19 protein-coding genes are annotated in these 15,244 nt (G+C 60.5%); 14 read left to right on the forward strand and 5 right to left on the reverse strand.

What is annotated here, in order from left to right; genetic code table 11:
- The first annotated feature begins 4 nt into the window (after positions 1-4).
- Both F0M18_RS11425 and F0M18_RS11430 read left to right on the forward strand, forming a co-directional pair.
- Entirely contained in the window at positions 5-736 is a 732-nt protein-coding gene (locus F0M18_RS11425) for a 16S rRNA (uracil(1498)-N(3))-methyltransferase (protein WP_149611575.1), read from the forward strand.
- 1 nt (position 737) lies between these two features.
- A complete protein-coding gene (locus F0M18_RS11430) occupies positions 738-1,124 on the forward strand; it encodes a VOC family protein (RefSeq protein WP_149611576.1) in 387 nt (128 codons plus the stop codon).
- A gap of 82 nt (positions 1,125-1,206) precedes the next feature.
- Here the strand turns inward: F0M18_RS11430 and F0M18_RS11435 are convergent, their stop codons facing one another.
- Entirely contained in the window at positions 1,207-2,445 is a 1,239-nt protein-coding gene (locus F0M18_RS11435; RefSeq protein WP_262500936.1) for an alpha/beta hydrolase, read from the reverse strand.
- 132 nt (positions 2,446-2,577) lie between these two features.
- Here F0M18_RS11435 and gshB point away from each other — a divergent pair, with 132 nt between their 5' ends.
- The 4 genes from gshB (at position 2,578) to ruvX (ending at position 5,489) form a co-directional block, all read left to right on the forward strand.
- Positions 2,578-3,534 (forward strand): glutathione synthase, encoded by a 957-nt coding sequence (gene gshB, locus F0M18_RS11440; RefSeq protein WP_149611578.1) that lies wholly within the window; start codon positions 2,578-2,580, stop codon positions 3,532-3,534.
- A 13-nt stretch (positions 3,535-3,547) separates the two neighbouring features.
- Positions 3,548-4,414, forward strand: a complete 867-nt coding sequence (locus F0M18_RS11445; protein WP_149611579.1) for an energy transducer TonB — start codon at positions 3,548-3,550, stop codon at positions 4,412-4,414.
- Between the two features lie 62 nt (positions 4,415-4,476).
- Positions 4,477-5,067: a YqgE/AlgH family protein gene (locus F0M18_RS11450; RefSeq protein WP_149611580.1), complete on the forward strand. Its 591-nt coding sequence runs from the start codon at positions 4,477-4,479 to the stop codon at positions 5,065-5,067.
- A gap of 17 nt (positions 5,068-5,084) precedes the next feature.
- Complete coding sequence (gene ruvX, locus F0M18_RS11455) at positions 5,085-5,489, forward strand: Holliday junction resolvase RuvX (protein ID WP_262500925.1); 405 nt, start codon at positions 5,085-5,087, stop codon at positions 5,487-5,489.
- 8 nt (positions 5,490-5,497) lie between these two features.
- On the opposite strand, the gene F0M18_RS11460 is transcribed toward ruvX, so the two are convergent.
- Both F0M18_RS11460 and F0M18_RS11465 read right to left on the reverse strand, forming a co-directional pair.
- Positions 5,498-6,643 (reverse strand): PilT/PilU family type 4a pilus ATPase, encoded by a 1,146-nt coding sequence (locus tag F0M18_RS11460; protein ID WP_149611582.1) that lies wholly within the window; start codon positions 6,641-6,643, stop codon positions 5,498-5,500.
- A 38-nt stretch (positions 6,644-6,681) separates the two neighbouring features.
- Entirely contained in the window at positions 6,682-7,716 is a 1,035-nt protein-coding gene (locus F0M18_RS11465) for a type IV pilus twitching motility protein PilT (RefSeq protein WP_149611583.1), read from the reverse strand.
- A 153-nt stretch (positions 7,717-7,869) separates the two neighbouring features.
- On the opposite strand from F0M18_RS11465, the gene F0M18_RS11470 reads away from it, so the two are divergent.
- The 8 genes from F0M18_RS11470 (at position 7,870) to hemW (ending at position 14,035) form a co-directional block, all read left to right on the forward strand.
- Positions 7,870-8,562 carry a YggS family pyridoxal phosphate-dependent enzyme gene (locus tag F0M18_RS11470; RefSeq protein ID WP_149611584.1) on the forward strand — a complete coding sequence of 231 codons (693 nt, stop codon included), beginning with the start codon at positions 7,870-7,872 and terminating at the stop codon, positions 8,560-8,562.
- A 138-nt stretch (positions 8,563-8,700) separates the two neighbouring features.
- On the forward strand, positions 8,701-9,522 hold the full coding sequence (gene proC / locus F0M18_RS11475) for a pyrroline-5-carboxylate reductase (protein ID WP_149611585.1): 822 nt from the start codon (positions 8,701-8,703) through the stop codon (positions 9,520-9,522).
- A gap of 5 nt (positions 9,523-9,527) precedes the next feature.
- Entirely contained in the window at positions 9,528-10,115 is a 588-nt protein-coding gene (locus tag F0M18_RS11480) for a YggT family protein (protein WP_149611586.1), read from the forward strand.
- The gene (gene metX, locus F0M18_RS11485; RefSeq protein ID WP_149611587.1) at positions 10,112-11,260 is read left to right on the forward strand and encodes a homoserine O-succinyltransferase MetX; all 1,149 of its coding nucleotides are present in this window, start codon (positions 10,112-10,114) and stop codon (positions 11,258-11,260) included. Before F0M18_RS11480 ends, metX begins: the two co-directional genes overlap by 4 nt.
- Positions 11,260-11,850, forward strand: coding sequence for a methionine biosynthesis protein MetW (gene metW, locus F0M18_RS11490; protein WP_149611588.1), 591 nt, complete (start codon positions 11,260-11,262; stop codon positions 11,848-11,850). The genes metX and metW overlap by 1 nt, the downstream gene beginning before the upstream one ends.
- Positions 11,851-11,857: 7 nt before the next feature.
- Entirely contained in the window at positions 11,858-12,298 is a 441-nt protein-coding gene (locus F0M18_RS11495; protein ID WP_149611589.1) for a DUF4426 domain-containing protein, read from the forward strand.
- A 5-nt stretch (positions 12,299-12,303) separates the two neighbouring features.
- Positions 12,304-12,900, forward strand: a complete 597-nt coding sequence (gene rdgB / locus F0M18_RS11500) for an RdgB/HAM1 family non-canonical purine NTP pyrophosphatase (RefSeq protein WP_149611590.1) — start codon at positions 12,304-12,306, stop codon at positions 12,898-12,900.
- A 4-nt stretch (positions 12,901-12,904) separates the two neighbouring features.
- Positions 12,905-14,035, forward strand: a complete 1,131-nt coding sequence (hemW, locus tag F0M18_RS11505; RefSeq protein ID WP_149611591.1) for a radical SAM family heme chaperone HemW — start codon at positions 12,905-12,907, stop codon at positions 14,033-14,035.
- Positions 14,036-14,065: 30 nt separating this feature from the next.
- On the opposite strand, the gene trmB is transcribed toward hemW, so the two are convergent.
- Together trmB and F0M18_RS11515 are read right to left on the reverse strand one after the other, a co-directional pair.
- Positions 14,066-14,761 carry a tRNA (guanosine(46)-N7)-methyltransferase TrmB gene (trmB, locus tag F0M18_RS11510; protein ID WP_149611592.1) on the reverse strand — a complete coding sequence of 232 codons (696 nt, stop codon included), beginning with the start codon at positions 14,759-14,761 and terminating at the stop codon, positions 14,066-14,068.
- A gap of 1 nt (position 14,762) precedes the next feature.
- Positions 14,763-15,140: a DUF423 domain-containing protein gene (locus F0M18_RS11515; RefSeq protein ID WP_149611593.1), complete on the reverse strand. Its 378-nt coding sequence runs from the start codon at positions 15,138-15,140 to the stop codon at positions 14,763-14,765.
- Positions 15,141-15,244: the final 104 nt, after the last annotated feature.

Consider the following 15,244-nt stretch of genomic DNA (forward strand, 5'->3'; position numbering starts at 1 on the left):
CGCTATGCGCATTCCCCGGATATTCACGGGGCAGGTACTGCAGGCCGGCTCCCGTTACGACCTGGAGCCGGGCCCCAGCCAACACCTCGCCCGCGCCCTGCGCATGCAGGTGGGAGATCTATTGACCCTGTTTGACGGTCGCGGCGGTGAATACCGGGCGACCATCGACGCCATCAGCAAAAAACAGGTTACTGTCCTTACCAGCGCACACGAGGCGCGCGACGTGGAGTCCCCGCTCTCTATTCACCTGGGCATCGCCGTCTCACGCGGTGATCGCATGGACTGGGTGGTGCAAAAGGCGACAGAGCTGGGCGTGGGCGCAATCACCCCGCTGCTCACTGAACGCACCGAAGTCCGACTTTCCGGAGAGCGCCTGGCGCGGAAGGTCGCCCACTGGCAACAGGTCGTTGTCAGCGCATGCGAGCAAAGTGGCCGCAATACCGTGCCCCGGGTCGCCACGCTGACAGCATCCGGCGACTGGCTTGGCTCGGTAGACGCAGAGCAGAAACTGGTACTGCACCACCGGGCGAGCAGCGTTGACGCCCCCGCCGGCAGGCCCGCCACGCTGGCCCTGCTAATCGGGCCTGAGGGCGGACTCAGCGATGACGAGATCACCGCAGCGGAACAGGCAGGCTTTCGATCAGTCAGCCTGGGGCGCCGGGTGCTGCGCACGGAAACGGCACCCATCGCGGCATTGGCTATACTGCAATCCCGATGGGGAGATATGGGTCTTTAATATGGCGACAGCAGGTCTGGATCATTTCAATATCATCGCTCCGGAAGCGCTGATGCGGGAAGTCAGGGATTTCTATGTCGACGTGATAGGGCTACAGGAGGGCTGGCGGCCCGACTTTGGCTTTCCCGGTTACTGGCTGTATGCGGGCGAACGTGCCGTGGTACACCTGATGGCGGGGGGGACCAGTGCAGCGCCACCCGCGGACGCGCCCGCCACGGGTCATCTCGATCACGTCGCTTTCACCTGTACCGACCTGGCTGACACGGAAAAGCACCTCGCTGCCCTGGGTGTCGCCTATAAAAAAGCCGAGCACCCATCATTCCAGCTCACGCAGTTGTTCCTCTCCGACCCGGTTGGCCTGGGCGTTGAATTGAACTTTGCCGGCTGATACCCGGCCCCCGGGCTAGCTATCGCCTGTAGCACCCATCCGGATCGCGTGAGCGCTCTTCCCAGCCCCGGTCGTCCCGCCTTCAGGCCCTGCCTGCCAGCCAGCGCGCATGTGTCCACTCGAGGAAATCGGTTACCGCGTTGACGGTATGATCCGTGCGTACTGAGTGGAACACCTCGAAAGCGTGCTGGGCGCCGGGAAGCTCGCCATAAACCACCGGCTCTTTTGCGACTTTCTGCAAGGCGGAGACAAACGTGCGCGCCTCTTCTACCCATACCAGGGTGTCGTGAGTGCCGTGGATGACGAACATGGGTGGCGAGTCCTCGTGCACATGTGCCAACGGAGAGCTGCTTTCCCAGAGCTCGGGGTTCTGTTCACGCGTGCACTGCATCACCCGGTCGGAGAGCATTTTTTCCATCGACATCTCCGGCCGGATTTCATAGCGGTCGAGCAGGTCATAAACGCCGTAGAAGGGCACGGCGGCCTGCACTGCTGTATCGGCGTCCTCGAAGCCGGGCTGGAAGTCGGCGTGATTTGGGGTCAAAGCCGCCAGCGAACTGAGATGGCCACCGGCGGAACCGCCGGTGATGGCGATAAAGTCAGGGTTACCGCCATACTGACTGATATTCTCACGGATCCAGGCAATCGACTTTTTGACGTCGATGATATGCGCCGGGAACGCAGCCAGCGGACTCAAGCGGTAGTTGATCGCCACACAGAGCCAGCCGCGCTGGGCGAGGTGGTACATAAGCGGTTTCGCCTGCTGTTCCTTCTCGCCAATCATCCAGCCGCCGCCATGCACCTGCAACAGCACCGGGAAGCCCCCCTCGCGAGGCTCCTGGGGGTGATAGATATCCAGCAGGTTGCGCTTACCGCCGTCTGCATAGGAGATATGCGAGTGCACCCGGACACCGTCCCGGTACATGGAAAACGGCTTCATCCAGCTGGACGCGCGCACGCCGTCCTCCAGCACCCGCTGTCGCTCGCTGCTGAGGGTGCAGCGGTAGTCAATGCCCAGTCCACGGCGCAAGGCCCGGCGCAGTATGCGCTGCGTGTCCATGGCCTGTATGTGGAGGTATACCAGGCCCATCCAGGACAACGCAAACAGGCCCAGGCCGGCCTGGGCGAGGCGGTCATCCAACACACCGAAAAACGCCAGCGCCGCGGTCAGGGCCACCTGCCAGAGCAGGTGAATCATGGCCAGTTCGCCAGACAGCCAGGCCGCAAAAAAGTACAGCGGCGCTGCCCAGTACAGCCTTCTGGCCTGTACCAACGCGGTGCAGGTGCAGGCGAATGAGACCAGGCCAAGGAAAAAATACATACCACTCACAGTGCGCTACTCCGATGCCGCCGGTGAAAGGCGACTATTTTAGTGCAATTCGACCTCGCCGTCGCTTGCGCAGGTATTACCCTTTGCGTAACGTAACCAATCACTGAATATGCGGAGTCCGCGATGACAATCAAGCTCGGTGTGGTAATGGATCCCATTGCCGACATCAATTACAAGAAAGACACCACCCTGGCCATGCTGTGGGCAGCGCAGGCGCGGGACTGGCATATCTATTATATGGAGCAGAAAGACCTCTACCTCCAGGCCGGTGAAGCACGCGCGAGCATGGCGCCCACCACGGTTTTTCGCGACCCGGAAGCCTGGTACGAAATGAAGCCGGCCGAAGATCGGCCGCTGGCTGACCTGGATGTGATCCTGATGCGCAAGGATCCGCCCTTTGACAACGAGTTTCTGTACACCACGCACCTGCTGGAGTACGCCGAGCGACAAGGCACCCTGGTGGTAAACCGCTGCCAGGGCCTGCGCGACAACAACGAGAAACTGTTCGCCACACAGTTCCCGCAATGTTGCCCGCCGCTGCTGGTGAGCCGCGACATGCAGCGCCTGCGGGATTTCCACGGCAAGCACGACGATGTGATTTACAAGCCGCTGGACGGGATGGGGGGCAGCGCGATTTTCCGCGTCAAGGCGGACGATGCCAACCTCAGCGTAATCCTCGAAACCCTGACCGAGCACGGTTCACGCACGATCATGGCGCAGCGTTATATCCCCGAGATTGTCGACGGCGACAAGCGCATCCTGGTCATTGACGGTGAGGCCGTACCCTACTGCCTGGCCAGGGTGCCACTGGCAGGTGAATCCCGCGGCAACCTGGCCGCGGGTGGCTCCGGTCGACCGCAGCCGCTCACCGACCGGGATCGCTTTATCGTGGAACAGGTCGCACCGTTCCTGCGCGAGCACGGCATTCTGTTCGCCGGGCTCGACGTGATCGGCGACTACCTCACCGAGATCAACGTGACCAGCCCGACCTGCATCCGCGAGATAGACGCAGGGTACGATACCGATATCGCCGGTGAGCTGATGGACTGCATCGCTGAGAAACTGGCGCAAAAGCGCTGACCCCAGTCGCGGCATGTACTACCTCGAAAACCCCCAGGGTGATCACAAGCGAATGCGGAACGCGGTGCTGGCGGCTGCCGCGGCCCACGTTCTGCTCGCCTTTGGCGTATCGTTCACAGGCCAGGGCACGCCACACCACAGCCCCCAGATCGAGGTGACCCTGGCTATGCGGCCGAGCCAGGCCGCTCCCGACGACGCGCAGCGAATTGCCCAGAGCAACCAGGAAGGCAGCGGGCAGCAGGCGGAGTTCGACGCGGTGACATCGCGCAACAATGAGCTGCCCATGCAGGCCGAAGTACCGCAACAGGCAGCTCCCGCTCAGCGGGAGGCCAATACGCGCGCTGACAGCGAGCTACTCTCTACCGTGGCGGCCGCCCAGCGCCTGGTAAGCCTGGAACAGGCCCGCGAGGCATCACGGGAGAATCCCGCGCCGGGTATCAACCCGGAAATAGATCGGCTCAACCAGCAACTGGCTTCGCTTGAAGCGGAACTGCACGAGCAGACGCAGGCGTATTCCAAGCGACCCAGGGTGCGTCGCCTGACGTCCACATCGGCCAAGCAGGCAGCCGACGCCGCCTACCTGCTGGACTGGCGCCGCCGCCTCGAGGCGGTGGGCAACAAGTACTACCCGGAGGCGTCTGTGCGCTACGGGCTCTATGGTGACTTGCGACTGCTGGTCGTGATCCGCAAGGACGGCAGCCTTGAAGACATACAGGTGCTCAAATCCTCCGGTTATGCGGTACTGGATGAGGCCGCTATCAAGATCGTGCGCATGGGGGCGCCCTACTCCCCGTTCCCGCCGGAGCTGGCCGCCACCACCGACAAGCTGGAGATCATTCGCACGTGGCAATTTCAGGAGAATGAGCTAGGCTCCAATTGAACCCGGGCAGAGTCCTGCCATTCGAGCAATACGAAGTACGAAGAGAGGTCATTGCTGCAAGCATGCCAGGTAAAATCCACGCCACTACCGCACGTAGCAGTGATAGTTTGCGAGATCATTTCCTGCTGGCGATGCCGAACCTGACGGAAGGCATATTTTCCCATAGCATCACCTACATCTGCGAACATGGCGAGAGCGGCGCCATGGGCATTGTCATCAACCAGCCACTGGATTTGACCGTTTGCGAGATCTTCGAGCACCTGCAGATCGACTGCGTCGACGATTTCATTGACCACCCGGTTATGGCCGGTGGGCCGGTACAAATAGATCACGGCTTCGTACTGCACCGTGGTTGCGCCGAAAAGTGGGAGGCAAGCCTGAAGGTCACAGGGGAAATTACCCTGACCACATCCCGCGACATACTGCGCGCCATCGCCCACGGTACCGGCCCAAAGGAGCATCTCATCGCACTGGGTTATGCGGGCTGGTCCGCCGGGCAACTGGAACAGGAACTGGCTGAAAACAGCTGGCTGACCCTGCCCGCTGACAGCGACATCATTTTCAACACCCCCACGGCACAGCGCCTCTCGCGCGCCGCCGCCCAGCTGGGGATCGATATGAACCTTATCTCCGGCGAGGCGGGACACGCCTGAATTCAGCCGTTCACACAGTGATTGCCTTTGATTTTGGCCTGCGCCAGATTGGCGTGGCGGTGGGCAATACCCTCCTGGGCACTACGCAGACGCTGCCGATTATCAAGGCCAAAGACGGCATTCCAAACTGGCGCGACGTTGAAGAATTGATCAGGGAATGGGGGCCACAGCTACTGGTAGTGGGCGATCCGCTGAATATGGACGGCAGCGAAAGCGAACTGGCGCGGCGCGCCAGAAAATTCGCCCGCCGACTCAACGGCCGCCTGGGGCTGGAAGTTACCATGGTGGATGAGCGTTTGAGCAGCTTCGAGGCCAAGACGATAAGCCGGGAGCGGGGCCACAGGGGTGACTACAATTGCGACCCGGTGGACAGCCTCGCCGCGCAACTGATCCTGGAGACCTGGTTGGCCCAGGCCAGCTGAGGCCGACCTCAGCTGCGCCCCATGAACTGCCCGCTCTCGTCCCGGTCTTCGAAGGACAGGGAAAACTCATCCGAGTTACCGCCAAATTGCCCGCGCTCGAACATCTTGATCGCGAGGCGCACATCGTTGGCGGAGTCGGCGTAGCGGATGGCGTCTTCCTTGGTAATGAGGCCTTCCTTGTACGCCTTGGTCAGCGACTGGTCCAGCGTCTGCATGCCCAGCTCGGTAGACTTGGCCATAAGGTCCTTGATCAGGTGTACTTCGCCCTTGCGAATGTAATCCGCCACCAGTGGCGTGTTCAACAGCACTTCCACCACGGGTGTGCGTCCGTTGCCATCCTTACGCGGCAACAGCTGTTGCGCCACCATCGATTTCAGGTTGAGGGAGAGGTCCATCCACACCTGGGCGTGGTGCTCTGGCGGGAAGAAACTCTGGATACGATCCAGCGCCTGGTTGGCGTTGTTCGCGTGCAGCGTACAGAGACACAAGTGACCGGTCTCGGCAAAAGTCAGCGCCTGCATCATGGTTTCGGCGGTGCGAACCTCACCGATCATAATCACATCCGGCGCCTGGCGCAGTGTGTTCTTCAACGCCACGTCGAAAGATTCAGTATCCACACCGACTTCACGCTGGGTAACAATACAGTTGCCGTGATTGTGCATGTATTCAATGGGATCTTCGATGGTGATGATATGCCCGCGACTGTTCTGGTTGCGATAGCCGACCATGGAGGCCAAGGAGGTGGACTTACCGGTACCGGTCGCGCCCACGAAAACGACCAGGCCCCGCTTGGTCATGGACAGGTCCTTGATGATCGGGGGCAGGCCCAGCTCGTCGATGGTCGGTATTTCAGTCACGATGCGGCGCAACACCAGGCCGCACTCGCCGCGCTGCTGAAAGCAGCTGACACGGAAGCGCCCGAGGCCCTCCCGGCCGATGGCAAAGTTGTACTCGTGGTGCTTCATGAAGTAGGACTGCTGTTCCTCATCCATCGTGGACAGCACCAGCTCTCTCGCCTCTTCCGCACTCAGAGGCTGCTGACGAACCGGGTGCAGGGAACCGTCTACCTTGATGCTGGGGCAGGCACCGGCTGAAATGAATCCGTCCGATGCCCCCTCTTCCACCACGCGTTGCAACAACTCATCGATATTCATGCCACCACCCCCATATTATTCACCCGGTGTATGCCGGGTTAGAAATTCTCCGGCATACGCGCCTTCTCCCGGGCCACATCCCGGGTAATGGTGCGCTTGTCTACCAGTTCATGCAGGCACTGGTCCATGGTCTGCATGCCAATGGCCTGGCCCGTCTGGATGGCGGAATACATCTGTGCCACCTTGTCTTCGCGAATCAGGTTGCGGATCGCCGATGTACCGCGCATGATTTCATGTGCCGCGACCCGCCCCCCGCTCGCTCGCTTGAGCAGGGTCTGCGAAATCACGGCCTGCAGTGACTCCGAGAGCATCGAGCGCACCATGTCTTTTTCCGCGGCCGGGAACACGTCGATAACCCGGTCAATGGTCTTGGCCGCCGATGTGGTGTGCAGCGTGCCGAACACGAGGTGACCGGTTTCCGCTGCGGTCAGCGCCAGCCGGATCGTCTCCAGGTCGCGCATCTCACCAACGAGGATGATGTCCGGGTCTTCACGCAGCGCGGACCGCAGCGCCTCGGCAAATCCCAGCGTATCCTTGTGCACTTCCCGCTGGTTGACCAGGCACTTCTTGGATTCATGCACGAATTCAATCGGGTCCTCAATCGTGAGGATGTGCTCGTACTTGTTGTCATTAATAAAATCCACCATCGCCGCGAGGGTAGTGGACTTACCCGAGCCCGTTGGCCCGGTTACCAGCACCAGGCCCCGGGGCATCATGGAAATATCGCGAAACACCTGCCCCATGCCCAGATCTTCCATGGTGAGCACCTTGGAAGGAATGGTACGGAATACCGCGCCGGAGCCACGGTTCTGGTTGAAAGCATTTACCCTGAAACGCGCAACGCCAGGCACTTCAAAGGAAAAGTCCGTCTCCAAGAACTCTTCATAGTCCTTGCGTTGTTTGTCGTTCATGATGTCGTAAATCAACTCATGAACCTGCTTGTGCTCCATCGGCGGCAGATTAATACGGCGTATATCGCCGTCCACCCGGATCATGGGAGGCAGTCCAGCTGAGAGATGAAGGTCAGACGCTCCCTGTTTGGCGCTGAACGCGAGCAGCTCTGTGATATCCATATATTGTGTTTCCCCTCTGGCCGGGCGCCTGTCCCGCGACTGCAGGATTCCCTTGAGGCACCGACCCCACGGCCAACCGCCGTATTGTTGTTTTTACTTGCGTGCAGTTCATCGTATGGCTACGGAGGCCCACAATCGGCTAATATCCGCGCCATGACTGACACCTTGCTTGAAAACCATATCGCAAAGCTCCGCCTTAGGCTACGACAGAGTGCACAAAAGTACGATCGGGCAGAAAGCGATATTTTGCTGTTGGCAGTGAGCAAAACACAGCCAGCGGCGGCCATCAGGGCGGCCTATGCCTGTGGACTGAGTCACTTTGGTGAAAGCTACGTGCAGGAGGCCAGCGCCAAGATCGAGGCGCTTGCAGACCTGCCCCTGACCTGGCATTTCATCGGTCCTCTGCAGTCCAACAAGACAAGGGCTGTTGCAGAACAGTTTCACTGGGTACACAGCGTGGAGCGGGAAAAAACAGCCCGGCGCCTGAGTGAGCAGAGGCCGCAGGAACTGGCGCCACTGCAGGTATGCATGCAGGTCAATATATCGGGTGAGCACAGCAAGTCGGGCGTCGCTCCGGATGCGGCGTCGGATTTGGCGGCTGCGGTAGCGTCACTGCCGCGCCTCACGCTCCGCGGGCTGATGGCCATTCCCGCCGCAACCGACGATGTGGCCGCACAGCGAGAGGCATTTGCCGGGCTGCGCAGGGAGTTTGAGTCACTGCGCCGCCACCACCCGCAAATGGATACCTTGTCAATGGGCATGTCCCGGGACCTGGAAGCGGCCATCGCTGAGGGCTCCACGCTGGTGCGCATCGGCACGGCTATCTTCGGCCCCCGGCGAGGGTGATCTTGGCCACGCTGTAGCGCTATACTGCCATGTTTGGTGGCTGAGCCTGGCCGGCCGCGCTCTGCGGCACGAATGGCCGATGTAACCGCGGATGGGCGCCTCACAGGTGACACCGCAAGAGAACCGGGGAACACCGTATTGAGCACACCTGTTATAGCATTTGTCGGCGCTGGCAACATGGCCGCCAGTATTATTGGCGGCCTGGTCGACGCCGGCCATCCGGCACAGCGTATACGCGCCGCAGATCCCCATGCCGAAACCCTGCAACGGCTGTCCGCCACAGCGCCAGTCATTGCCTGCGGCGACAACAATGAAGCCGTCGCCGGGGCTGACGTTGTTATCCTGGCGGTCAAACCCCAGGTCATGGCTACCGTGTGCGCCGACATTGCACCGGCACTGGCGAACGGCAATACACTGGTAATATCCATCGCCGCGGGTATCACGCTAGAGAGTATGCAGGGCTGGCTGGGAGAAACCACGGCCATTGTTCGCTGCATGCCCAACACGCCCGCCTTGCTGGGCTGCGGCGCCAGCGCACTGTATGCCAGCGCACAGGTGAGCGCGCAGCAACAGGAATGGGCCGCGTCAATTCTTGACGCCGTGGGTATCACCGAATGGGTGGAGAGCGAGGCCGATCTGGACCCGGTAACGGCACTGTCCGGCAGCGGGCCCGCTTATTTTTTCCTGTTCATGGAAGCAATGATCGACGCCGCCGTTGAACAGGGCCTGCCGCGGGACACGGCGACGCGGTTAACCCTGCAGACCTGCCTGGGCGCCTCACGCATGGCACTGGAGAATGAGGTGGACCTCGCAGAGTTGCGGCGAAGGGTGACCAGCCCGGGGGGAACGACCCAGGCTGCGGTGGAAAGTTTCGAAAGCAGCGGGTTGCGAGACCTGGTTGGCAGTGCCATGCAGGCAGCCGCAGATCGCGCCCGCGCAATGGCCAAGGAGATGGGATAGTACCGATGGGCGCAGTGAACGAAATTTTTATCTACCTGATACAGACCGCACTCACGCTGTACATGATCGCCATGCTCTTGCGGTTTCTGCTGCAGGTGGTGCGTGCTGACTTCTACAACCCTATCAGCCAGTTCCTGGTCAAAGTCACCAATCCACTGGTAATACCACTGCGCCGGATCATTCCGGGTTTCGGGGGTATTGACCTGGCATCACTGCTGCTGACGTTGCTGTTGCAGGCAGTGGCTATTGTGGTGCTCATGGCCCTTTACGGGCTGGGCATGCCGAATATCGGCCTGCTGCTACTCTGGGCTGCGCTAGGAGTGGTGGGCCTGCTGGTGAATATCTACTTTTTCGCGCTGCTGGCGACGATCATCCTCAGCTGGATAGCGCCCGGTTCGGGTAATCCGGCCGTGCACCTGTTGTACCAGATTACCGAGCCGGTCATGGCGCCGTTTCGCAAACTGTTGCCGCCCATGGGGGGAATGGATTTTTCTCCGATCCTTGTTTTCATACTTATTAACGTATTGCAGATCGCGCTGCGTCACATGGCAACGGGCGTCGGACTGCACCCGGCGCTTGTGATAGGCCTGTGACGACTACCCTGGACAGCGGTTCGGTAGGCATCGTTACGCCCCGAACGGTACGTTTCGACCAGCCTTTACTGCTGGCTTGCGGGCGCGAACTGCCGGATGTGGAACTGGTTTACGAAACCTACGGCGAACTCAATCCACAACGCAGCAACGCGATTCTGATCTGCCACGCCCTGTCCGGTCACCATCACGCCGCCGGCTATCACCACGAGGACGAGCGTAAACCTGGCTGGTGGGACGAGTGCATCGGCCCGGGCAAACCGATTGATACCCGGCGTTTCTTCGTTGTCAGCCTGAACAACATCGGCGGCTGCCATGGCTCTACCGGCCCCACGTCTATTAATCCAGAAACAGGCAAGCCCTGGGGCCCTGATTTTCCGCCGCTGCGCGCCCGGGACTGGGTCCACAGCCAGGCACGGTTAGCAGACTACCTCGGTATCGATTGCTGGGCCGCCGTAATTGGCGGCAGCCTTGGCGGCATGCAGGCCATGCGCTGGTCACTGGAATACCCGGACCGGCTGAAACATTGCGTGGTCATTGCCGCGGCGATGAAACTGAGCGCGCAGAACCTCGCTTTCAACGAACTGGCCCGCCAGGCAATTTTTTCGGACCCGGTCTTCGACGACGGCAATTACATTTATCGTGACGAGATTCCCGCACGGGGACTGGCGCTCGCCCGCATGGTGGGCCACGTTACCTATCTGTCAGATGAAGCCATGGCCAACAAGTTCGGGCGCGAACTGCGGGCCGGCAGCCTCGAGATGGGCAACGAGGACGACATCGAGTTCCAGGTACAGAGCTACCTCCGCTACCAGGGCAGCCAGTTCTCTTCGCAGTTCGATGCCAATACCTATGTGCTGATGACACGTGCGCTGGACTATTTCGATCTCGCACGGGAATATGACAACGATCCGGTAAAGGCTTTCAGCCATGCCCGCTGCAGCTTTCTGGTGATTTCATTTTCGACTGACTGGCGCTTTTCACCGACACGTTCCCAGGAGATAGTAGACGCATTGATCGCCGCCGATCGCCCGGTCACCTATGCCGAAATTGAAGCGGACGAGGGTCATGATGCCTTCCTGATGCCGATTCCGCGTTACCTCAGGACATTCTCGGCCTATATGCAACGTGTTGGAGGTGACGACTGATGCGACTGGACCTCACGCATATCCAGCGCTGGATCGAGCCCGGCTCCCGCGTGCTGGACCTCGGCTGCGGCAGCGGCGAGTTCCTTGAAACGCTGCAGCGGGAACGGTCGGTGCGCGGCACAGGCATTGAAATTGATGAAGACAATATCAATGCTGCTATAGCCCGGGGGCTCAACATCATTGAGCAGAACATGGATGGGGGCCTCGCCAATTTTCGCGACCAGAGTTTTGACACGGTAGTAATGGCTCACGCGCTGCAGGCAGTGCACTATCCGGACAAGGTACTTGAGGAAATGTTGCGGATCGGGCGCCAGTGCATCGTGACATTCCCGAATTTTGGCCACTGGCGATGCCGGCTCTATCTCGGAACTCGCGGTCGTATGCCGGTGTCGAAGTTTATGCCGCACAGTTGGTATGACACGCCGAACATTCACTTCTGTACGGTACGCGACTTTGAAGCGCTGTGCAGCGAACGCAATATCCGTATCCTGGCCCGGGATTTTGTCGGCAATACCGACAGGGAACCCTTGCTTGCCACGACCTGGCCCAACCTGTTCGCGACCACGGCCATCTACCACATCACACGTTGAGGCAAAAATGAAGAACGCTGCGATTACCCTGCTCCTGGCTGCGCTGTGGCAGGCCCACCCCGCCATTGCCCAGCAGTCGGAAATGTTTGGGCCCTATGAATTGCACTACAGTGTGGTCAATACCACATTCATCGAGCCCGAGGTTGCCGCCACCTACAACCTGGTGCGCGGTGAAAAGCGCGCCATACTCAACCTCGCAGTGCGAGAGCATGTTGCCGACGGCAACACCGTGGCGCGCCCCATGCAGCTCAAGGGCCGCAGTTGGGACCTGATCCAGAAAACAGACCAGCTGGCATTCCAGGAAGTGCGTGAAGGCCCGGCCATCTACTATATTGCCGAGGTCGAGTTCCTGGACAAGGAGTGGCGCCATTTCGAGGTGCACTTCCGCCCTGAGGGCGCTGATGAGACCTATACCTTCAGGCTCAAACACCAGATGTACAAGGACTGAACACGATGAGCGAGCAGGTGGTGGTACTGGCCAGTGGCAACGCAGGCAAGTTACGAGAGCTCGAGCGGATTCTCGCGCCACTGGGCCTGCAGCTGCACTCACAGGCCCAGTACGCGGTGCCGGAGGTTCCCGAGGACGGCCTGAGTTTTGTGGAGAACGCCATCATCAAGGCGCGGGCAGCCTGCCGGCATACGGGGCTGCCGGCGATTGCCGACGATTCCGGTCTCGAGGTGGACTACCTGAAAGGTGCCCCCGGTATTCACTCGGCCCGCTATTCTGGCAGCGGCGATGCGGGCAACAACCAGAAACTGCTGCGCGAGTTGCAGAATGTACCCCAACCAGAGCGAACTGCGCGTTTCAGGTGCGTCCTGGTCTATATGCGCCATGAGCTGGACCCAATGCCGATCGTCTGCGCCGGCAGCTGGGAGGGTCGCATTCTTGAGGCCCCGCAGGGCGACCAGGGTTTTGGCTATGACCCCCTGTTTTATGTGCCCGAGCAACAGTGCAGTGCTGCGCAACTGGATGCCGCCGTGAAGAACCGGATAAGCCACCGGGCACACGCCAGCGCCAGGTTACTGGAGGCGCTGACACACAGCCGCTGAACACATGCCGCTCCCGCCACTCAGCCTGTACGTTCATCTGCCCTGGTGCGAACGCAAGTGCCCCTACTGCGACTTTAATTCGCACGAAGCCAGCCGCATCCCCGAAGCGCAATACATCGAGGCACTGCTTGCCGACCTGGAAAGAGATCTTCACCTGGCCGCCGGCCGCACTGTGCAGACCCTGTTCATTGGCGGCGGAACCCCCAGCCTGTTCAGCGCCGACGCCATTGCCCGGCTCATGGATGCTGTCGCCGGCAAGCTCAGCCTTGCTGACAGGCTTGAGGCTACCATGGAGGCCAATCCCGGCAGTGCCGAGGCCGCCCGCTTCAAGGGCTACCGGCAGGCGGGGATCAATCGCCTCTCCCTGGGGGTGCAGAGCTTCCAGGAAGAGAAACTACAGGCCCTGGGACGCGTACATTCCGGCGCCCAGGCGCGCGCCGCAATCGACCTTGCCATTGCAGCAGGCTTCGACAATTTCAATCTCGACCTGATGCACGGCCTGCCCGGGCAAAGCCCGGACGACGCCATGGCAGACCTCGCCACGGCCATCGACATGCAGCCCGCGCACCTGTCCTGGTACCAGCTCACAATAGAGCCCAATACCGTGTTCTACACGCGACCGCCGTCGCTGCCTGTGGAAGACGCCCTGGGCGACATCCAGGACAGGGGGGAAGAACTGCTGGCTGCAAGCGGGTACCTGCAATATGAAATCTCCGCTTACAGCCGGCCCGGCATGGAGTGCCGACATAACCTGAACTACTGGTCCTTCGGTGACTATCTCGCGATTGGCGCCGGTGCACATGGCAAGATCACGGATGCCGCCGGCCGCATTACCCGCTATGCCAAAACCCGGGCACCCGCAGACTACCTCTCCGGGCAGCAATACACCGCGCAGCAGCGCACACTGGCGCCCGGCGAGATAATAGAAGAGTTCATGATGTTTGCCCTGCGCCTGAACCGGGGTTTCACCCTCGATACATTCACCTCGATGACAGGTCTGCAACCCGATGTGATCGAGCAAAAGCTGTCAATACTGGCAGGGAAAGGGCTGCTGCTGCAGCAGGGCAGGCACATACAGGCCAGCGATCTCGGCCGCCGGTTTCTCGACACGGTCATAGCCGAGTTCATCAGCTGAGCTCCGCTTCAAGCAGCCTGCGCCGGCACTTCAGGACTGTGTTGACCTCACAAATACGAGATCCCAGACGCCATGCCCAAGACGCTCACCGCGCGCTTCAAACTTGGTCAGCGGACGGTGTGCCGGGCGCGGCGCGTATTCGCCCGGGGCGCAGGTATTGGTGTAACCCTCAGCCGCGGATAGCACTTCCATCATCTGCTCGGCGTAATTTTCCCAGTCAGTCGCCAGGTGCAGCGTACCGCCCGGTTTGAGCCTCGAGCGCAGCGCCTCGACGAATTGTGGCTGGATCAGCCGCCGCTTGTGGTGCCGCTTCTTGTGCCAGGGATCGGGGAAGAAGATCTGCACCGTATCCAGTGACGACTCCGCTATGCAATCGCGCAGCACCTCCACGGCGTCGTGGCAGTAAACACGAATATTGCTGACATTTTCTTCCGCCATGGCGTGCAACAGCCTGCCCACACCCGGCTTGTGCACTTCGATGCCCACAAAGTTGGTGTCCGGAGCGGCCCTGGCCATCGCCACCAGGGACTGCCCCATACCAAAACCGATTTCCAGCACGCGCGGCCCAGGCCGGCCAAACACCGCATCGAAATCCAGCGGACCGGATGCGTGCTCGAGACCCCAGCGGGACCAGTTCTGCTCAAAGGCACGCTGCTGGCCCGGCGTCATGCGGCCGGTACGCAGCACATAGCTGCGTATAGGACGATGTTTCTCGCTGTTCACCATCTCAGGCCAGCAGTTTCCAGCCCACGGCAGCCAGACAGGCCCAACCGGCGATGAAGGAGAGACCGCCTATCGGTGTCACCGCACCCAACCACCTGGTATCGGTGAGGGCGAGCAGATACAGGCTGCCAGAGAAGATCAGGATGCCCATAAAAAACAACCAGCCGGCGCTTTTCAACATCACCGTTTGCGGCTGGCTGAGTGCAATAATGCCCACCGCCAGCAGGGCCAGGGAGTGGTAAAAGTGATACTGAACCGCCGTTTCAAAAACCCCGGTCAGGTAATCGTCGAGTTTGCCGCGCAGGGCATGCGCGCCAAAGGCACCAAAAGCCACAGCGAACATGCCGCTGAGTGATGCAAGTGTGATGAACAGCTTGGCCATGAGAGAAGTGTAACCCAGTCGTCAGTGATCGGGGCAATCACCCCTGAACAAAAAAAACCCACCGCGCTGGTGTGCGGGGTGGGCTATTGGATTCGTCTGGACCC

The sequence above is a fragment of the Pseudohalioglobus sediminis genome, from assembly GCF_008370495.1.
GTDB lineage: Bacteria > Pseudomonadota > Gammaproteobacteria > Pseudomonadales > Halieaceae > Halioglobus.